We start from the raw sequence: 19,146 nt of genomic DNA, 5'->3' as shown, positions 1-19,146 counted from the left end.
CGAAAGCCGGATAAGGTGCGTGCACCGCCATCCGGCAAAACGATCACTTTAGTCCTGTTTTCTGCTTCATTGCCGCCATCACTGCTGGTTTATCTGCCAGATAATGGTTCAGGCCGTTGGCGCGCAGATTACAGGCCGCGCAGTGACCGCAACCGTCACCTTTGATGCCATTATAGCAGGTCAGCGTTTCTTCGCGTACCAGGTCCAGCTTGCCCCAGTAATCGGCCAGTGCCCAGGTTTCGGCTTTATCGATCCACATCAGCGGGGTTTCAAAGCGGATATCTTTCGCCATTCCCAGGCTTACGGCATGGTTCAGGGCTTTGACGAACTCATCGCGGCAGTCCGGATATCCAGAGAAATCCGTTTCACAAACGCCGGTAATGACCGCCTCCGCCTGCACCTGATACGCGTAAATCGCCGCCAGCGTTAAAAACAGAATATTGCGTCCTGGCACAAAGGTATTAGGAATGCCGTTCGCATCCGGTTCGTAATCGGGTACCGGAATGTTATCGCGGGTCAGGCTGCTGACGGCCAGTTCGCTGAGCAGTGTTACATCAAGTACCTTGTGCGCACGCGCGCCAAGTTTTAAGGCCAGGTCACGTGCGACATCAATCTCAGCGCGATGGCGCTGACCATAATCAAAGGTCACGCAGTGCACTTCATCATACTGATGCAGCGCTTGCGCCAGACAGGTTGTGGAGTCCTGACCCCCACTGAATACAACAACGGCACGTTTCATGGTTTTTCCTGACAAATAACGAAACCCTTATGGTAGCGCCTGGGCGTGTCGCCGACCAGCTTCTTCACGCCGACGGAGGCGGTAGCCAGGCTTCGGTAAATTCAAACCAGCCGCGAGGATTCAGGCGTACGCCGTTCACGCCCGGCGGAGCGCTAATACGATAGTGATAATTGAACAGCGGTGTCAGGGTCGCGTCATGCATTAGCGAGGCGAAAACGTGTTGTAAAGCCGCATGACGATCGTCCTCATCGGCCTGAATTTGCAGGGCATCCAGGGTGGTTTGCAGATGAGTATATGCCGGTGAGCTCAATACATGTGACCAGAGCTGATCGCAGCGCAGCCACTGTTCGAGGGTATATTCAGGTGCTTCGCCAATCAGCCTGTCTCCCATCATCAGGTCGGCCTGGGCTAAAGGATGGTCGCCATCCCAGTTTTTAGCATTATGAAAAATAAGCGTTAATTCACAGCCGAGTAGCGCCAGCGCCTGGCGAAGCTGTTCAGCCATGGCGTGCAACTCTACCGGCAGGTGATAGGCCAGCGTAAGTTTTTCCGGTAGCGGCACGTCGTCCAGTTCATCCCATTGGGGGATCGTCCATCCCGGCAGCAGCGCATTGCTTGGCGTGATCAGGTTTTCATCCACGTCAAGCGTTTGTAGCAGGGAAGATCGGTGGATAATATTGACCAGGCGACGGGCCTGCTGCGTATTCAGCCGCGCGCTTTTTCTGAGCGTGAGATAGCAGAAACCGAGGCTGATCCCGCTGCTTACCTGGCTTAGCATGGGAAGCTCTTCGGGTTTACCAATTGCAATTTGAACCGGATGGCGACAGCTGGTGCCCAAATCCTGGGAGAAAAGCTGCGGGGTTATCCAGTATTCAATGGCTTTTAGTAGCGGATGACTCAGGTGGTAGTGATCGTGACTCTCGATGCGCACCAGGTCAGGGGTAAACAGCGTCAACCGGAACGGACCGGTACCAACAAACGGGAATTCGGGATGTGCCAGGTGACTGCTGTAGCTTGCCAGACGATGCGCCAGCCAGAAGTCTGGGCGATGCAAAATAAAGGTTAGGCACTGGGGATGCGTCACCTCAATGCGCTTTACGCTGATAAACAGCTTGTTTAACGCGGGTAGCTCTAACAGCTTCAGCAACTGTTGATGTAGCTGTGTGCTGCTGACCGCATCGCCGTTATGCCAGTACAGGGTGGAGCGAATATAGAAATCCCAGCGCTGGCCATCGGCGGAGATATTCCAGTGGTGGGCTAAATCTCCGCAGGGGCGTTGCGTAATACTGTCGAACCGGGTCAGGCCCGAGAATATTTGTCCGGCGAGGTGTTGTTCTGCGCGACCAGGGAGAAATCCAGGGTGCAAAGGGTCGAGCTGGCGGTAATAGGGGATGCGCAGGGTTGGCGTGTCGTTTTGCCACTGACCGCCCATAAACGGCTGGAGCAGCGTTCTTAATTCTCCCGGCGCCAGCTGAGCCAGCTCAAGTACGCTAAGTTGCTCCCCCTTTTGCAGCGCTTGCTCCATCATAATGCTGCGTAGCGAATCTGGCGTCACCAAAAAGCGCAGCTGCCCGCGTTTCCCTCGCCCCGACTGGGCGTGCCACTCCAGCCAGCCAGCATCCTGCGCTTGCTTCAGCAGGGTACGCACGTGGCGCTCGCTGCAAAAACAGCGTTCTGCCAGCTCCCCGACGGTCACCGACTGCGGTTCTCCCGCCGACGGCTGCCACAGGCGTTGGTACTGATTCAGGCGATTCAACAATCTCATATACACGTCATCCTTCAAGCTGCCTCTTTGTTGGCGGCGTTAATTCACCCCAGTCACTGCATGCTCCTGGCCTTTCATTCACTTGCCGCCTGGATGCAACTTGAATGATTTTGTGTAATAAACCCGGAACAATTAATTTTATCTATTCACTATTACTTCCGTATATCTCAGGTGATACTGAATCACAAGTTAACCGCGTCACAGTGTGGAGAAAGAAATGGCTCGTCTGGCTGCATTTGATATGGATGGCACCCTTTTGATGCCGAATCACCATTTAGGTGACGAAACGCTTTCAACGCTGGCGCGCCTGCGTGAACGCGAGATCACCCTGACATTTGCCACCGGCCGCCATGTGCTGGAGATGCGCCATATTTTGGGGGCTATCTCACTGGACGCCTTTTTGATTACGGGTAACGGCACGCGCATTCACTCTGTTGAGGGCGATGTATTGCACCGTCAGGATCTGGATCCGACTGTGGCGGATATCGTGTTACATCAGAAGTGGGATACCACAGCCAGCATGCATGTCTTTAATGACAAAGGTTGGTTCACCGGACAAGAGATCCCATCGCTGCTACAGGCGCATGTGTATAGCGGATTTCGCTACCAGATCGTCGATGTGAAACGTATCCCGGCTCATCAGGTAACGAAAGTCTGTTTCTGTGGGGATCATGACTCCCTGATCCAATTACGCATTCAACTGAATGAGGCGCTGGGTGAGCAGGCAAATCTCTGTTTTTCCGCGGTTGATTGCCTTGAGGTGCTACCGGTGGGCTGTAACAAAGGATCGGCGCTGGCGGTACTAAGCGACCACTTAGGTTATTCAATGGCCGAATGTATGGCGTTTGGCGATGCCATGAACGATCGCGAAATGTTAGGTAGCGTTGGGCGCGGCCTGATTATGGGTAACGCGATGCCACAACTGATTGCTGAACTGCCGCATTTGTCGGTGATTGGGCATTGCCGCAATCAGGCGGTGTCACACTTTTTGACGCATTGGCTGGACAATCCGCATCTACCTTATTCCCCCGAATGAGAGATCCCTTCCAGCAAGCCAGACTTCGCGTCTGGCTTTTTTTTTATCCCATTAATGGGTGTTCAGAAGCCGGGTGAGTTCCGCTTTCCACTGCGTTAAATCACCGATGTGCGTGTCGATCCACTGCGGGTTGTAGTAGGTTTCAAGATAGCGTTCGCCGCTGTCGCACAGCAGCGTGACCAGTGAACCGCTTTCTCCGGCATCGCGCATACGGGCGGCAAGTTTCAGTGTTCCCCACATGTTGGTGCCGGTTGAAGCGCCGACTTTGCGGCCCAACTGCGTTTCCAGCCAGTGTGCGGTGGCCACGCTTGCGGCATCCGGTACGCGCAGCATTTCATCGACTACGTCAGGAATGAAGGAGGGTTCGACACGTGGGCGGCCGATGCCTTCGATTTTGCTTCCTACCGGGCTGCGTAACGTTGCATCGCGATCCTGCCAGAAGGGCAGAAAGACTGAGTTTTCCGGATCCACCACCATCAGGCGGGTGTCGTAGCCCTGACAACGAATATAGCGGCCAATGGTTGCAGAGGTGCCGCCGGTTCCGGCGCTCATCACAATATGGCGGGGGCCGGGGTTGGGCTCGCACTGCATCTGACGGAAGATGCTGTCAGCAATATTGTTATTGCCACGCCAGTCGGTAGCGCGCTCAGCATAAGTGAACTGGTCCATGTAATGACCGTTCAACTCACGCGCCAGTTGTTCAGAGGCCGCATAGATTTCGCAGGCGCTTTCCACGAAATGACAGCGACCGCCGTAAAATTCAATCTGTTCAATTTTACGCTTCGCCGTACAGGAAGGCATGACGGCAATAAACGGCAGCCCTAACAGTCGGGCGAAATAAGCCTCAGAGACCGCCGTTGAACCGGACGATGATTCAATGATGGTGGTGCCTTCTTTAATCCAGCCATTGCACAATCCGTACAGAAACAGTGAACGCGCCAGACGATGCTTCAGGCTCCCGGTGGGATGCGTGCTCTCATCTTTTAAATAGATCTGAATGCCCGGGAACGCCGGTAGCGACAGACGAATGAGATGCGTATCCGCAGAACGCTGATAATCCGCGTTGATTTCATTGATGGCGTTTTTAACCCAGGAGCTATTCATCATTAATAGATATCCATTTGTCATTTTGTGCCAAGAATAGCGAAAAGCACGGAAAAAATTGTTGCCATTTAGCCTTTAAAATAGAATGTAAGGAGAAAATTCTTCTCTGTGGAGTGGATATGTTAGACAAAATTGACCGTAAGCTGCTTAGCTTACTGCAACAGGACTGCACCCTTTCTTTGCAGGCGTTAGCAGATGCCGTTAATCTGACTACCACCCCCTGCTGGAAACGCCTCAAACGGCTTGAAGATGACGGTATCCTGCTGGGTAGAGTCGCCCTGTTGGATCCAGAAAAACTGGGGCTGGGGCTGACCGCGTTTGTGCTGATTAAGACTCAGCATCACAGCAGTGAATGGTATTGCCGCTTTGTCACCGAAGTCACCGGTATGCCGGAGGTTCTGGGGTTCTGGCGTATGGCAGGGGAATATGATTACCTGATGCGAGTGCAGGTCGCCGATATGAAAAGCTACGATGAATTTTATAAGCGCCTGGTGAACAGCGTACCGGGCCTGTCTGACGTCACCTCCAGCTTTGCGATGGAACAGATTAAATACACAACTGCTCTCCCGATTGAATAACTCTCCCGGCGCTTATTGCCGGAAATCTTGTCAGGATATAACGCGTGCGATTATTTGCTCAATTAAGCTGGTACTTCCGCCGGGAGTGGCGTCGCTACCTCGGGGCGGTGGCCCTGCTTATCATCATCGCTATCCTTCAGCTTATTCCGCCGAAAGTGGTCGGGATCATTGTGGATGGCGTGACGACTCAACGCTTCACCACCGAGCGGCTGCTGATGTGGGTGGGAACAATTGCCCTGATTGCAGTGGTGGTTTATTTGCTGCGCTATGTCTGGCGCGTGCTGCTGTTTGGCGCATCCTACCAACTGGCGGTTGAGCTGCGGGAAGATTATTACCGTCAGTTGAGTCGCCAGCATCCAGAATTTTATCTGCGTCACCGCACGGGCGATCTGATGGCGCGTGCGACCAACGATGTCGATCGGGTCGTATTTGCCGCCGGAGAAGGCGTGCTGACGCTGGTAGATTCGCTGGTAATGGGATGTGCGGTGCTGATCGTGATGTCAACGCAGATAAGCTGGCAGTTGACGTTAATTGCGCTGCTGCCGATGCCGGTGATGGCGTTGATGATCAAACGTTACGGCGATCGACTGCATAACCGCTTTAAGCTGGCGCAGGCGGCGTTTTCCAGTCTCAACGACCGTACTCAGGAAAGCCTGACCAGTATTCGCATGATCAAGGCCTTCGGTCTGGAGGATCGGCAATCGGCATTATTTGCCGCCGATGCCGAAGATACCGGTAAGAAAAACCTGCGCGTGGCGCGCATTGACGCCCGTTTTGATCCCACGATTTATATCGCCATTGGCATGGCTAACCTACTGGCGATTGCTGGGGGAAGCTGGATGGTGGTGCACGGTTCGCTGACGCTCGGCCAGCTCACCAGCTTTATGATGTATCTCGGTTTGATGATTTGGCCGATGCTGGCGCTGGCATGGATGTTTAACATCGTCGAACGTGGCAGCGCGGCGTACAGCCGTATTCGCGCCATGCTGTCTGAAGCGCCGGTGGTGGATGACGGCACTGAACCGGTACCGGAAGGGCGTGGGGAGCTGGCGGTGGCGATTCGTGAATTTTGCTACCCGCAAACGGCACATCCGGCGCTGGAAAATGTGAACTTCCAGCTTAAACCTGGGCAGATGTTGGGCATTTGTGGGCCTACCGGCGCGGGGAAAAGTACGGTGCTGTCGCTGATTCAGCGTCATTTTGATATCACCCACGGCGATGTGCGCTTTCATGATATCCCCTTAACGCGATTACAACTGGATAGCTGGCGCAGCCGGCTGGCAGTTGTCAGCCAGACGCCATTCCTGTTTTCGGATACCGTTGGCAATAACATCGCGTTAGGACGCCCTCAGGCCACGCAGGAAGAGATCGAGTATGTGGCACGCCTTGCCAGCGTTCATGAGGATATTTTACGTCTTCCGCAGGGCTACGACACCGAAGTGGGCGAACGTGGGGTGATGTTGTCTGGTGGGCAAAAACAGCGTATTTCTATCGCTCGAGCGCTACTCCTGAACGCTGAAATCCTGATTCTGGATGATGCGCTGTCGGCGGTAGATGGTCGTACCGAGCATCAGATCCTGCATAACCTGCGCCAGTGGGGCGAAGGCAGAACCGTCATTATTAGCGCCCACCGTTTATCGGCCCTGACGGAAGCCAGCGAGATTATCGTGATGCAGCATGGGCATATTGCCCAGCGCGGCGAGCATGATGCGTTAGTGCAGCAGCCTGGCTGGTATCGCGATATGTACCGCTATCAGCAACTGGAAGCGGCGCTGACTGATGCACCAGAGATAAACGAGGAGGCGGCTAATGCGTAGTTTTGGGCAATTATGGCCGACCCTAAAAAGATTGCTGGCGTATGGCTCTCCATGGCGAAAACAGCTGGCTATTGCGGTAGTCATGCTGTGGGTGGCGGCTGCGGCGGAAGTCAGCGGTCCGCTGCTGATTAGCTATTTTATCGATAACATGGTGGCGAAGAATAATCTGCCGCTGGCGATGGTCGCCGGGCTGGTTGCGGCATATATCGGTCTGCAACTGCTGGCGGCTGGCCTGCATTACGCGCAGTCATTGTTGTTTAACCAGGCGGCAGTTGGCGTAGTACAACAGTTGCGCACCGACGTAATGGACGCTGCGCTGCGCCAGCCGCTCAGCGCCTTTGATACTCAACCCGTCGGGCAGCTAATCTCCCGCGTGACCAACGACACTGAAGTTATTCGCGACCTGTACGTGACAGTGGTAGCAACAGTCCTGCGCAGCGCGGCATTAATTGGCGCCATGCTGGTAGCGATGTTCAGCCTTGAGTGGCGTATGGCGTTAGTGGCGATGGCCATTTTCCCGGCCGTGCTGGTGGTGATGGTGATTTATCAACGCTACAGCACCCCGATTGTGCGCCGGGTTCGCGCTTATCTGGCGGATATTAACGATGGCTTTAACGAAGTCATCAACGGCATGAGTGTTATCCAGCAGTTCCGCCAGCAGGCGCGATTTGGCGAGAGAATGGGCGAAGCAAGCCGCTCGCACTATATGGCGCGTATGCAGACCCTGCGACTGGATGGTTTTTTGTTGCGCCCGCTGCTTAGCCTTTTCTCGGCGCTGATCCTCTGCGGATTGCTGATGCTGTTCAGTTTTACCTCTGGCAGCTTGATCGAGGTTGGCGTGCTATACGCGTTTATCAGCTACCTCGGCCGTTTGAACGAACCGCTGATCGAGTTGACAACTCAGCAATCAATGCTGCAGCAGGCGGTTGTCGCCGGTGAGCGAGTGTTCGAACTGATGGATGGGCCACGTCAGCGCTATGGTGAAGATGAGCGACCGCTAAAGAGCGGGGACATTGAGGTGGATAACGTTTCATTTGCCTATCGCGACGACAATCTGGTGCTGCAAAATATCAGTTTGTCCGTGCCTTCGCGCAGCTTTGTGGCTTTGGTCGGACACACCGGCAGTGGTAAAAGCACGTTCGCCAGCCTGCTGATGGGTTACTACCCGCTGACGCAGGGGGAAATCCGCCTTGATGGACGGCCGCTGTCTTCACTGAGCCACGGTGCGTTACGTCAGGGCATCGCCATGGTGCAGCAGGATCCGGTGGTGATGGCAGATACCTTCCTGGCGAACGTCACGCTGGGCCGCGATATTTCAGAAGAGCGGGTATGGCAGGCGCTGGAGACCGTGCAACTGGCAGAACTGGCGCGAGGTCTGAGCGAGGGGATTCATACCCGGCTGGGCGAGCAGGGCAATAATCTCTCCGTTGGTCAAAAACAGCTGCTGGCGTTGGCGCGGGTGTTGGTTGAAACGCCACAGGTGTTGATCCTCGACGAAGCGACGGCCAGTATTGACTCCGGTACTGAACAGGCCATTCAGCAAGCTCTGGCGGCGGTACGTGAACACACCACGCTGGTGGTGATTGCGCATCGGTTATCGACGATTGTCGATGCGGACACCATTCTGGTGCTGCATCGCGGTCAGGCGGTTGAGCGTGGTACGCACCAGCAATTACTCGCGGCGCAAGGCCGTTACTGGCAGATGTATCAGCTGCAACTGGCGGGTGAAGAGTTAGCCGCCAGTACGCAAGACGATTCTGTTATCGCCTGATGGCGCGGCGCTTACCCGGTCTGCGGCCAGCGCGGTCTCGTAGGCCGGATAAGGCGTTTACGCTGCCATCCGGCAATCAACAATCTGGTGCAAAAATGTAACGCACTATGCACCGTTATAGTGCGTTTTTTCTTTTTCTCTCCCGGAAGTACCCTGAGAACCTGAATCATCCCGCCTTTTTCATTTCTGGCACATCCCTTGCAATATTCCTCTCGTGTATCTGCAGCCACTACTGAATTCTGACTGGAGGGGATCTATGAAGCTGGTTACCGTGGTAATCAAACCGTTCAAACTGGAAGACGTCCGTGAAGCATTGTCGTCTATTGGTATTCAGGGGCTGACCGTCACCGAAGTGAAGGGGTTTGGCCGACAGAAAGGTCATGCTGAGCTGTACCGTGGGGCTGAATATAGCGTCAATTTTCTGCCCAAGGTGAAGATTGATGTGGCGATTGCCGACGACCAACTGGATGGCGTGATTGATGTCATCAGTAAGGCGGCATACACCGGAAAAATTGGCGACGGCAAAATCTTCGTCGCCGAGCTGCAACGTGTGATTCGTATTCGTACCGGCGAAGCCGACGAAGCCGCACTGTAACGTCTGGCACACAGTGATAGGAAACCAAAAAATGAAGATAGCAACGATGAAAACAGGTATTGCTTCACTGGCGCTGCTGCCGGGACTGGCGATGGCGGCACCGGCTGTTGCGGATAAAGCGGATAACGCTTTTATGATGATCTGTACCGCGTTGGTGCTGTTTATGACCATCCCTGGCATTGCGCTGTTCTACGGCGGTTTGATTCGCGGTAAGAACGTGCTGTCGATGCTGACTCAGGTCACGGTGACATTCGCTCTGGTTTGTATTTTATGGGTGGTTTATGGCTACTCACTGGCATTTGGTGAAGGAAATAATTTCTTCGGCAACTTCAACTGGGTATTGCTGAAGAATATTGCGCTGACGGCGGTAACGGGGAGCTTCTACCAGTACATTCACGTTGCTTTTCAGGGCTCGTTCGCCTGCATCACCGTTGGGCTAATCGTCGGTGCGCTGGCTGAACGTATTCGCTTCTCCGCGGTGCTGATTTTTGTGGTGGTATGGTTAACGCTGTCGTACATCCCCATTGCCCATATGGTCTGGGGCGGCGGCTTGCTGGCTTCCCACGGCGCGCTGGATTTTGCCGGCGGAACGGTTGTGCACATCAACGCGGCGATTGCCGGTCTGGTAGGCGCGTATCTGATTGGCAAACGTGTCGGTTTTGGCAAAGAAGCTTTTAAACCGCATAACCTGCCGATGGTCTTCACCGGTACCGCTATTCTCTACATTGGTTGGTTTGGCTTTAACGCTGGTTCAGCGGGTACGGCAAATGAAATCGCCGCACTGGCCTTCGTCAATACCGTGGTCGCCACCGCTGCAGCCATCCTCGGATGGATCTTCGGTGAATGGGCGCTGCGTGGTAAACCGTCTCTGCTGGGCGCCTGCTCTGGCGCCATTGCGGGTCTGGTGGGCGTAACACCTGCATGTGGCTATATCGGTGTCGGCGGCGCGCTGATTATCGGTGTCGTTGCGGGTCTGGCAGGCCTGTGGGGCGTGACCATGCTGAAGCGTTTTCTGCGTGTGGACGATCCGTGTGACGTGTTTGGCGTTCACGGCGTGTGCGGCATTGTCGGCTGTATCCTGACCGGAGTTTTCGCTGCCAGCTCTTTGGGAGGCGTGGGCTTTGCCGAGGGCGTGACCATGGGGCATCAGCTGCTGGTGCAACTGGAAAGCGTGGCTATCACCATCGTTTGGTCTGGCGTGGTGGCTTTCATTGGCTATAAGCTGGCGGATATGACGGTTGGTTTGCGCGTACCGGAAGAGCAGGAGCGCGAAGGTCTGGATGTAAACAGTCACGGCGAGAACGCTTACAACGCCTGATTCTCAATTTGCCGGATGGCAACGCTTTTGCGCCACCATCCGGTAATTCTCAATTGCGATTACGCATTACCCCTTCCTGTACGGTAGAAGCGACCAGCACGCCATCCTGGGTATAAAACTCTCCGCGTACAAAGCCCCGGGCACCGGATGCCGAAGTACTCTCGACGTTATACAGCAGCCATTCATTGATATTAAACGGACGGTGGAACCACATGGAATGGTCAATGGTGGCGATCTGAATCCCTTTTTCCAGGAAGCCAATCCCGTACGGTTGCAGCGCAACAGGCAGGAAGTTCAGGTCTGAGACATAACCCAGCAGATACTGATGGACGCGCAGATCGTCCTGCAGCACGCCGTTAGCTCGGATCCATACCTGGCGCGTCGGAGGTGCGACGTGACCTTTTAGGGGGTTATGAAACTCGACAGGGCGTACTTCCAACGGACGATCGTTGATAAATTTTTCTTTCAACAGCGGCGGCAGCAAATGCGCCACTGAGCGGGCAATTTCCGTTTCTGATTTCAGCTCATCGGGACCCGGCGCATCTGGCATGGTTTTCTGATGTTCAAATCCGTCTTCCGGTGCCTGAAAAGAGGCAGTCATGTAAAAAATGGGTTTACCATTCTGGATCGCGGCAACGCGGCGCGCGCTGAAGCTGTTACCATCACGCAGGACTTCCACATCATAGATGATGGGCTTTTGGCTATCGCCGGGGCGTAAAAAGTAGCTGTGAAAAGAGTGTACCAGCCGCTCTTCCGGTACGGTTTCTTTTGCGGCATATAGCGCCTGACCGACAACCTGTCCCCCAAAAACCTGACGTAACCCTAAGTCTTCACTTTGGCCCCGAAAGAGTCCTTCTTCAATTTTTTCCAGATTTAACAATGTCAGCAAATTTTTCAGTGCCAGACTCATACGTGCTCTCCAGGTGATATCGATGTCGCAGCGAGGTAGGCAGAGTATAACGCAATTTTAAAAGTGGTCCGATGGGTGCAATTGTCTGAATTACTGGCCTATTACAGGCAAAAATAGCTGTCTTGTGCCACACTTAGTCACGTTATGTTTTTGTTAACCACTCTTCTGGCGAGGAAAGTTCTCGCTGGTGCATAGATGATAAGGAGAATTTAATGAAACTCGTGCACATGGTAAGTGGTTTAGCGGTTGCAGTCGCTCTGGCGGCCTGTGCCGATAAAAGCGCTGATATTCAGACACCTGCGCCAAGCCCTAATACGTCAATTTCTGACACACAGTCTAAAATTCAGCAGCCAAATGTCTCCGGTACAGTATGGATCCGTCAGAAAGTGGCCTTGCCACCCGATGCGGTGCTAACCGTTACGCTGTCAGATGCTTCACTGGCCGATGCGCCGTCAAAAGTGCTGTCGCAAAAAGCGGTTCGTACTGAAGGTAAACAAGCGCCATTCAGCTTTGTATTACCGTTCAACCCGGCAGATATTCAACCTAACGCCCGTATTCTGTTGAGTGCGGCTATTACGGTAAATGATAAACTGGTCTTTATTACTGATACCGTTCAGACGGTCATCAATCAGGGTGGGACTAAAGCTGACCTGACGTTGGTCCCTGTACAGCAAACAGCAGTACCGGTTCAGGCGAGCGGTGGGGCTACTACCACGGTTCCGTCAACGTCACCAACCCAGGTGAATCCGTCATCTGCGGTTCCGGCTCCCACGCAGTACTAAGGTCGTTGTAACCCTCTCCGCCTGGAGAGGGTTAGTACACCCAGCGATAGCGCTGTAAATCGATCTGTCCGCTTCCTGAAACCACTATTCCTTCTGCTAGCAACGCCTGACGTTGTCGTTGCAGGTCGGGACCTGTCAGCGAAATGGCCCCATGGCGATTGACCACCCGATGCCAGGGCAGGGCGCTGCCTTCGGGGAGACGCTTAAGCACGCCGCCTACCTGACGCGCAGCGCGCGGCGATCCCGCAAGCCGGGCAACATCGCCATACGTGGTGACGAAACCTTCGGGGATTGAAGCGACAATTTGCCAGACGCGTTGGGGGAAAGAGTCCTGTATATCCATCATTTATTCCTGCGCTAATCCTCCAGCATAATGCCGAATGGCGAAGGAGTGAAGCCGCATTGCACAAGAAAACAGCATCCGATGCTGGATGGGTTGCAATTACAGGGTGCAGCAGTGATAATGCGCCTGCGCGTTGGTTAACAACGCTCTCAATGGGGGCTCTGTTGGTTCTCCCGCAACACTACTCTGTTTACCAGGTCAGGTCCGGAAGGAAGCAGCCAAGGCAGATGACGTGTGTGCCGGGATGTAGCTGGCAGGGCCCCCACCCAATTCTGCCGTCCGGCAATTTCTCTTCTGTTTATCTTCTTTTCTTTGTCATCGTATCGTCATTTTATTGTCATCAAATACTGTCACTGTGTTTTGGGGATGTTATTTGAGTTTTTGCCGCCGCCATTGCGCTGTAATGACATGGTCTTACATCCGGTGTGTTGTGGCTGACCACAAGGATTTTCTACGATGTCGACCGCTGTATTGAATGTCAAAGTTGATGAGGCGCTAAAAGAAAAGCTTCGCCATTATGCTGAAGTGCATAATGAAAATTTGAGTATCGCCACGGAAAAACTGCTACTGATCGCGTTTTCCGCCATTGAAGAGGTGGGAGTCTCCGCTGAGGATATCGATAGCCAGCATACGGAAGAATCCGTAGTTGATGCACTGACTCCTAAAGAAATCAAAGCATTGCGAAGATTACTGAAGAAGAAAAAATGAAACAACAATCGCTCTCAACCGCCTGTAATTACGGCGAAGCCTGTGAAATGCTGCGCTCCGGTTATGTGAAACACGTTCGTCTGAGCTGGAATGTCGGCAGCGATGAGTTCTTCCGTATTGCCTCCGACTGGTGTGATGCCGGGGCAAAAATTAAGAAAGACGGTGAGAATTTCGTGATTTCCTTGAAGGGTTTTCCGGTTCCTCCTCAGCGGTAGTATTGCCAGGACCTCCTCGTCCATCACGGCATTCAAGAGCGAGTCCTTTAACTCGTCGTTTAGATTATTTTACGCATTTTCCCACTGCTGGCCTGCAAGCGCAGGCTATCCCAAATGGGTTGCAACACTCTGAAGGCGGCACACGCTGTGTCATCCGGCAACGTGAAGGGCATACGCAAAAATCGGTCGAATGCGCCATCAAGGCCGAACCGTGTACCGGTTCCCAACTGAATGCCTGCACTTTCGGCGCGCGTGGCAAAGAGCGTCGCCAGCGTATCAGGCAGTTCAACCCAGAAAGAGAGTCCTCCTTGTGGCTGGGTAAACTGCCATTCCGGAAAATGTGAGTTCATCAGGCGCGAGCACAGGTCTCGCTGTGATGTGAGTCGGCGTCTTCTGTCAGGAAGAAAGTCCTCGGCGTTATCCAGCAGCCAACTGGTGGCGAGTTGTTCAAGCACTGGGGAGCCCAAATCGAAAGTGTCGCGGGTTTGGACCAGCGCGGCAATGGTACGCGCCGACGCCCGAATCCAGCCCAGACGTAATCCGCCCCAAAAGCTTTTCCCTGCTGAACCGAGCAGGATGATTGGGGCATCGCGATTGAATGCGGCAAGCGGCGGTGGCGGTGGGGCGTCATACCACAGGTTCACCATGGTCTCATCGACCACCAACGTCGTGTGGGTTCTTTCAGCAATATCCGCCACGACCTGGCGAGTAGCGGTGTCCATACAGCGCCCGGTCGGGTTGTGAAAATCCGGCATCAGATAGGCCATTCTCGGTGCAGTTTGCGCGATGGTGGCGACCAGACCCGCCGTATCCCAACCGTGCTCGGGCAGCGACACGCCGACGGGGCGACATGACGCCCCTTGTATTGCTGCAATGGCCAGCGGATAAGTGGGGTGATCTACCACTACGCGATCGCCGGGGCCGGTGAGTAAACGCAGGATCAGTGCCAGACCGCTGACCGCGCCGTTCACGACCATTATTTCGTCGGGCTGCGTCGGGAGTCCGCGTTCGCAATAATGCCGGGCGATGGATTCACGCAAAACCGACAGTCCCTGCGGTAGATACCCGGAGCTCAGCAGATGCTGCGGCATTGCGAACAGTGCCTGCTGGTAAGCCTGATGAATTTCAGGACCGGCACTCAGCGCTGCCGTGGACAAATCAAGCGCTGTGCCAGTGTTGGTCCGCGTTGGCACATGGCGAATGTGTTCCGGCAGGATCACCCGTGAACCGCTACCATGTCGGCTTTCCAGATATCCCTCCTCACGCAGTTGCGCCATGGCGCTGGCGACGGTGGTTCGGCTGACTTGCAGAACGGCAGCGAGCTCACGTTCACCGGGCAAGCGGCTATCCAGCGCCAGTCGTCCATCGAGGATCAGCAAACGTAACGCTTCTGCCAACTGTCGCCAGATGGGCGTTCGCGAGGGACTTTCCTGCCAGTGTCCGAGCAGGCGTTGCAAAGACTGGCTTCCGTAACGGCGAGATGACATAGCAGTCCACTTTTTGAAAACTGGACATTAATCATAGTGCCAATTGCGGTGAAGATGAAAGTTATCTGAGAGTAAGAGGGGAAGAACATGCTGCGTCGTTTATTTCAGCTGTTTATCGGGCTGACGCTGTATGGTGTGTCGACGGCGATGTTTGTCCGTGCCGATTTAGGGGCCGATCCGTGGAACGTGTTTCACCTGGGGGTGGCAAATTTACTGTCGATGAATATCGGCGTGGTGATTATTGCCGTGGGTGTGTTGGTGCTTCTGGCGTGGATACCGCTACGCCAGCGCCCAGGGTTTGGCACGTTGAGCAACGTGATTATGATTGGGCTGGCGGCAGATGTCGCGCTGCTGGTGATTCCGGGATTTGAATCCCTGCTGGCGCGCAGCGGGCTGCTGGTGTCAGCGGTGATACTGAATGCGTTAGCAACCGCTCTGTACATTGGTGCCGGTTTTGGCGCGGGCCCACGTGACGGTCTGATGACTGGAATTCACGCGCGTACCGGCTGGCCAGTACGACGAATTCGAACCGCAATTGAAGTGTCGGTGCTGCTTATTGGTTGGCTGTTGGGGGGAACCGTTGGGTTTGGAACGGTGCTGTATGCACTGGCTATTGGGCCGCTGATTCAAATTTGCCTGCCATGGTTTTGCCATCAGCCGCAGGCGCGTATTCGTATCAGGAATGCGCCTGGGGCACGATCGCCTACTGGCGACTAAACTTAACCTCGACTGACGCGGCCGGAATCGGCTTGTCGCGCAGTACACTTCGGAGGTTTTTCTCATGAAGTATGTTGATGGCTTTGTGGTTGCCGTACCCGCTGAAAACAAGGAGGCGTACATTGCGATGGCGGCAAAAGCAGCTCCGCTTTTCAAGGAGTTCGGTGCATTGCGCGTGGTGGAGTGCTGGGCAGATGATGTCCCCGACGGCAAACTGACCGATTTTCGCATGGCTGTGAAAGCGCAGGATCATGAAGAAGTGGTATTCAGCTGGATTGAATACCCTTCCAAAGAGGTCCGCGATGCGGCGAATCAGAAGATGATGTCCGATCCCCGTATGAAGGAATTCGGTGAATCTATGCCATTTGATGGCAAGCGAATGATCTACGGTGGATTTGCGCCCATTATGGAAGAGTGATGTGACTGGCTGTGCGGCGTGCCGCCAGCCATCTCAACATCAACAGCCATGCTAAAGACGTTTTTCTGCCCACAGAATAAATTCCGCTTTCGGCAGCGCTTTACTGTAGAGCCAGCCCTGACCGTACTGCACGCCGTGCTGGCGTAGCCAAGCTTCCTGATTCTCGGTTTCAATACCTTCTGCCACCATCTCCAGCTTCAGCGTTTTCGCGATCTCGATGATATGCGGCGTGACGTTGTTGTACTCCAGCGCATCGACGAACGATTTGTCGATCTTCAGGATATCCACATCCAGATCCTGCAAATAGCTAAGACTTGAATAGCCGGTACCAAAATCATCAATATAGATCGAATGGCCCGCCTGTCGGTATTTAGCAATAAACGGCGCGCTGTTTTTTGGGTCGGCAAATTCGCGTTCGGTCAGTTCCAGCGCGATTTGTGCAGGCTTAAGTTGCCAGTGGTTCACCTTCTGGCTTAACAGAGCAGGAAGTGTTTCGGAGGTCAGATCGGCTGACTCAAGGTTAATGGATATATGCTGGTGGGGATATTGACGCAGCCATTTTCCTAAATCGTCAAATACGCTTTCAATAATCAAACGGGTGAGCGGCTCTGAAAGCCCGGTCTCTTGCGCCAGTGCGACGAAAATCTCAGGCGACAGATAGCTCCCGTCGGCCTGTGGCCAGCGAGCCAGCGCCTCTGCCCCGACCACTTTCCCCGTTTTGAGCGAGATAATCGGTTGGTAGTAGACCTTGATATCCCGATGCTGGATAGCGTCCTGCAACTGGTGATGAGGGGACTGCAAACGGCGCAAAATACGCAGAATAAAGGCTGCGGTGAGTAAGCCGAGAAGGATCCCTGCCGGCAGCCAGATTAGCGCTTGTCGGTGCCAGCTCTTTTGCAAAGGTACAGTGGATGCCCAGGTTACAACCGTAATGCCCAGTTCGGGGAAGGGGCGGGCGTTATAAATACTGCCGTCTTTCTGCAGATGGGTAATCGAATGCTCTAGTTGCACATGTTGTAAAACATCCGGTGGCAGATCGGTGCTACTGGCTACCACCGTGTTACGCGCGGTACCAATGATAGCGACTTCAATCGGCCATGAGCCAAACGGGATGACATCAATAAAAGAACCGGGATCGATCATCACGACGTAATGCTTGCTACCTAATGCCGCCATAAAACGCTTGATGCCCAAATCGTTTTGCATGGTCAACCATGCGTGGTAGCCATCGGGCGTGATTTTCATTGCTGGAGGAAACGCGGCTGCCCGGCTTCTTTTTTCCAGGGATGAGCATTGTGGAACGTTATCTTTGAGGTACAGCACTTCCTGAATATAGCGATAGCTATATGACAAACGACGCATTTCAAGCAGATGCTCTTCACTACAAGGTTCACCCTGAAAAGCTTCAATATGGCGCAACGCTTTTTTGGCCTGTTCACCTACGCGTTCCGTACGTAATGCGACTCGGGTTGAGAACATATCGAGTTCATCGATAAATTTCGTTTCGACCTGACGATGCGCCAGCCACAGGCTTAAACCTACGGGCGCGAGGATGGAAAGAAACAGCACCCCAGTCACCAGGCTTATCAGATGTCGTGTTATCACAGTGATATCCTTATTAACACAGCGTAGGGAAAGTATATCCGAAAGCCGAAAAAGCTATTCGATTGGCATCATATATTTACGGCCACTTATCATCCCGTTTAACTCTTAATCGCGTAAACCAGGTTGTGATTTATACAAGAGTGGTGTATTTTGATAGTTATGTTATAACGTAACAAATTGAGGTTACCATGAAGCCGGATATTCATCCTTTTTACCGTACTGTGGTGTTTCACGATACCAGCGCCAATGAATTTTTTAAGGTCGGCTCGACCATTAAAACGGAACGTGAGATTGAGTTTGAGGGGAAACTTTACCCGTACGTGACCCTGGATATCTCTTCCAAATCGCATCCGTACTATACCGGGAAACAAAAAACCTTTGATAACGAAGGCAGTGCAGCACGTTTCCAGAAACGTTTTGGTCATTTTATTGGCACTAAGCGAGGTTAAGATGCAGGTACTCAATTCACTTCGTAGTGCAAAACAGCGTCATCCTGACTGCCAGATAGTGAAACGCAAAGGGCGTTTGTACGTAATCTGTAAAACGAATCCGCGCTTTAAAGCTGTTCAGGGGCGTAAAAAAAGACGTTAGTTTCTTTACCAACATTTCAGGGATTAAAGTGCGTTTCCTTCACCGGGACGCACTTTTTTTATCTGCGTTGAGATGTGGTTACTGGCTGGTCTGGGGACGGGTTAGCGTAAATACATCGTAGAACGAGAGTTCTCCCTTACGCGATATCATCTTTTGCAGCTGCGCTTTATGTTCGCTATCGACGGAAGGTGAGTGCAGGATGGTATCGATGAGTGAAGGGGGGACAAAGCGCGTGTTATACCATTCCCCGTTATAGCAAACTCTGAAATCCAGTACGTCGATATCTTCAAAGCGGTATCGCGGCGCAACGTCGAAAAAGAAAAACGCGTTGAGTATGACGAACAGAACCACCAGCAGCCATACTGAATCGACTAACGTTTCTGACTGCAGCATCACCGCCAGCGTGGCAAACCACGCAACATACATGCCGATGAACAGGCCGGGATGTTTGCGAATAAAGCTGATGCTAAAGCGCGGTTTGTTGTCGCGCTTTTCGCGAATATTTAAGTCGTCGATGGTTTCGGTAAGCAGGCGCTGTATTTCTGTCATCTCTTGCCTTTGTAGTGTCTGCGATATTCAGATGCGATCGCCCTATTTTAAAAGGGGATATCTTGTGAAGAAAGTAACAGATTAACCACAATTTAGCA

Annotated in this window: 20 protein-coding genes, 1 other RNA gene and 1 pseudogene; 14 read left to right on the top strand and 8 right to left on the bottom strand. The window is 53.4% G+C overall.

Annotation, left to right across the window (positions count from 1 at the left end; all coding sequences use genetic code 11):
- Window positions 1-43: 43 nt before the first annotated feature.
- Complete coding sequence (gene queC / locus HV302_RS18420; protein WP_003021638.1) at window positions 44-739, bottom strand: 7-cyano-7-deazaguanine synthase QueC; 696 nt, start codon at window positions 737-739, stop codon at window positions 44-46.
- Between the two features lie 64 nt (window positions 740-803).
- Window positions 804-2,504, bottom strand: a complete 1,701-nt coding sequence (locus HV302_RS18415; protein ID WP_181626397.1) for an SgrR family transcriptional regulator — start codon at window positions 2,502-2,504, stop codon at window positions 804-806.
- A gap of 217 nt (window positions 2,505-2,721) precedes the next feature.
- On the opposite strand from HV302_RS18415, the gene cof reads away from it, so the two are divergent.
- Window positions 2,722-3,540, top strand: coding sequence for an HMP-PP phosphatase (cof, locus tag HV302_RS18410; RefSeq protein ID WP_181626396.1), 819 nt, complete (start codon window positions 2,722-2,724; stop codon window positions 3,538-3,540).
- A 51-nt stretch (window positions 3,541-3,591) separates the two neighbouring features.
- Here cof and HV302_RS18405 read toward each other — a convergent pair whose 3' ends face one another.
- Entirely contained in the window at window positions 3,592-4,647 is a 1,056-nt protein-coding gene (locus tag HV302_RS18405; protein ID WP_181626395.1) for a PLP-dependent cysteine synthase family protein, read from the bottom strand.
- Window positions 4,648-4,763: 116 nt separating this feature from the next.
- Between HV302_RS18405 and decR the strand changes: the two genes are divergently transcribed.
- The 5 genes from decR to amtB all read left to right on the top strand — a co-directional run bounded on the left by decR (window position 4,764) and on the right by amtB (window position 10,723).
- A complete protein-coding gene (gene decR, locus HV302_RS18400) occupies window positions 4,764-5,222 on the top strand; it encodes a DNA-binding transcriptional regulator DecR (protein ID WP_016152059.1) in 459 nt (152 codons plus the stop codon).
- A gap of 44 nt (window positions 5,223-5,266) precedes the next feature.
- A complete protein-coding gene (locus tag HV302_RS18395; protein ID WP_016155869.1) occupies window positions 5,267-7,039 on the top strand; it encodes a SmdA family multidrug ABC transporter permease/ATP-binding protein in 1,773 nt (590 codons plus the stop codon).
- Window positions 7,032-8,810 (top strand): SmdB family multidrug efflux ABC transporter permease/ATP-binding protein, encoded by a 1,779-nt coding sequence (locus HV302_RS18390; RefSeq protein ID WP_181626394.1) that lies wholly within the window; start codon window positions 7,032-7,034, stop codon window positions 8,808-8,810. Before HV302_RS18395 ends, HV302_RS18390 begins: the two co-directional genes overlap by 8 nt.
- Before the next feature lie 256 nt (window positions 8,811-9,066).
- Window positions 9,067-9,405: a P-II family nitrogen regulator gene (gene glnK / locus HV302_RS18385; protein WP_003021657.1), complete on the top strand. Its 339-nt coding sequence runs from the start codon at window positions 9,067-9,069 to the stop codon at window positions 9,403-9,405.
- Between the two features lie 31 nt (window positions 9,406-9,436).
- Window positions 9,437-10,723, top strand: coding sequence for an ammonium transporter AmtB (amtB, locus tag HV302_RS18380; protein WP_008783954.1), 1,287 nt, complete (start codon window positions 9,437-9,439; stop codon window positions 10,721-10,723).
- Between the two features lie 49 nt (window positions 10,724-10,772).
- On the opposite strand, the gene tesB is transcribed toward amtB, so the two are convergent.
- Entirely contained in the window at window positions 10,773-11,633 is an 861-nt protein-coding gene (tesB, locus tag HV302_RS18375; protein ID WP_181626393.1) for an acyl-CoA thioesterase II, read from the bottom strand.
- Window positions 11,634-11,845: 212 nt separating this feature from the next.
- Between tesB and HV302_RS18370 the strand changes: the two genes are divergently transcribed.
- On the top strand, window positions 11,846-12,415 hold the full coding sequence (locus tag HV302_RS18370; RefSeq protein WP_016152063.1) for a YbaY family lipoprotein: 570 nt from the start codon (window positions 11,846-11,848) through the stop codon (window positions 12,413-12,415).
- Window positions 12,416-12,446: 31 nt separating this feature from the next.
- Here HV302_RS18370 and HV302_RS18365 read toward each other — a convergent pair.
- Window positions 12,447-12,836, bottom strand: a pseudogene (locus HV302_RS18365) (MGMT family protein).
- An 84-nt stretch (window positions 12,837-12,920) separates the two neighbouring features.
- Between HV302_RS18365 and ffs the strand changes: the two are divergent.
- From ffs to HV302_RS18350, 3 genes are all read left to right on the top strand, one after another.
- Window positions 12,921-13,017: signal recognition particle sRNA small type (ffs, locus tag HV302_RS18360), an RNA gene on the top strand.
- A gap of 197 nt (window positions 13,018-13,214) precedes the next feature.
- Window positions 13,215-13,466: a hypothetical protein gene (locus HV302_RS18355; protein WP_016152065.1), complete on the top strand. Its 252-nt coding sequence runs from the start codon at window positions 13,215-13,217 to the stop codon at window positions 13,464-13,466.
- Window positions 13,463-13,681, top strand: a complete 219-nt coding sequence (locus HV302_RS18350; protein WP_016152066.1) for a hypothetical protein — start codon at window positions 13,463-13,465, stop codon at window positions 13,679-13,681. Before HV302_RS18355 ends, HV302_RS18350 begins: the two co-directional genes overlap by 4 nt.
- Before the next feature lie 59 nt (window positions 13,682-13,740).
- Here the strand turns inward: HV302_RS18350 and yczR are convergent, their stop codons facing one another.
- The gene (yczR, locus tag HV302_RS18345; protein WP_181626392.1) at window positions 13,741-15,168 is read right to left on the bottom strand and encodes a MocR-like transcription factor YczR; all 1,428 of its coding nucleotides are present in this window, start codon (window positions 15,166-15,168) and stop codon (window positions 13,741-13,743) included.
- An 87-nt stretch (window positions 15,169-15,255) separates the two neighbouring features.
- Here yczR and yczE point away from each other — a divergent pair, with 87 nt between their 5' ends.
- Window positions 15,256-15,885, top strand: a complete 630-nt coding sequence (gene yczE, locus HV302_RS18340) for a membrane protein YczE (RefSeq protein WP_181626391.1) — start codon at window positions 15,256-15,258, stop codon at window positions 15,883-15,885.
- A 64-nt stretch (window positions 15,886-15,949) separates the two neighbouring features.
- Window positions 15,950-16,303: a DUF1428 domain-containing protein gene (locus HV302_RS18335; RefSeq protein ID WP_003831033.1), complete on the top strand. Its 354-nt coding sequence runs from the start codon at window positions 15,950-15,952 to the stop codon at window positions 16,301-16,303.
- Window positions 16,304-16,354: 51 nt separating this feature from the next.
- Here the strand turns inward: HV302_RS18335 and HV302_RS18330 are convergent, their stop codons facing one another.
- Window positions 16,355-17,908 (bottom strand): EAL domain-containing protein, encoded by a 1,554-nt coding sequence (locus HV302_RS18330; RefSeq protein ID WP_047416867.1) that lies wholly within the window; start codon window positions 17,906-17,908, stop codon window positions 16,355-16,357.
- Window positions 17,909-18,096: 188 nt separating this feature from the next.
- Here HV302_RS18330 and HV302_RS18325 point away from each other — a divergent pair, with 188 nt between their 5' ends.
- Window positions 18,097-18,357 carry a type B 50S ribosomal protein L31 gene (locus HV302_RS18325; protein WP_181626390.1) on the top strand — a complete coding sequence of 87 codons (261 nt, stop codon included), beginning with the start codon at window positions 18,097-18,099 and terminating at the stop codon, window positions 18,355-18,357.
- 1 nt (window position 18,358) lies between these two features.
- Window positions 18,359-18,499 carry a type B 50S ribosomal protein L36 gene (ykgO, locus tag HV302_RS18320; protein WP_005125190.1) on the top strand — a complete coding sequence of 47 codons (141 nt, stop codon included), beginning with the start codon at window positions 18,359-18,361 and terminating at the stop codon, window positions 18,497-18,499.
- A gap of 78 nt (window positions 18,500-18,577) precedes the next feature.
- On the opposite strand, the gene HV302_RS18315 is transcribed toward ykgO, so the two are convergent.
- The gene (locus HV302_RS18315; RefSeq protein ID WP_016152071.1) at window positions 18,578-19,048 is read right to left on the bottom strand and encodes a YlaC family protein; all 471 of its coding nucleotides are present in this window, start codon (window positions 19,046-19,048) and stop codon (window positions 18,578-18,580) included.
- Window positions 19,049-19,146 lie beyond the last annotated feature (98 nt).

The sequence above is a fragment of the Citrobacter sp. RHBSTW-00859 genome (genome assembly GCF_013729795.1).
Lineage (GTDB): Bacteria > Pseudomonadota > Gammaproteobacteria > Enterobacterales > Enterobacteriaceae > Citrobacter > Citrobacter braakii.
The sequence above is the reverse complement of the archived record's forward strand: the minus strand, read 5'-3'. Positions and strand labels throughout refer to the sequence as shown.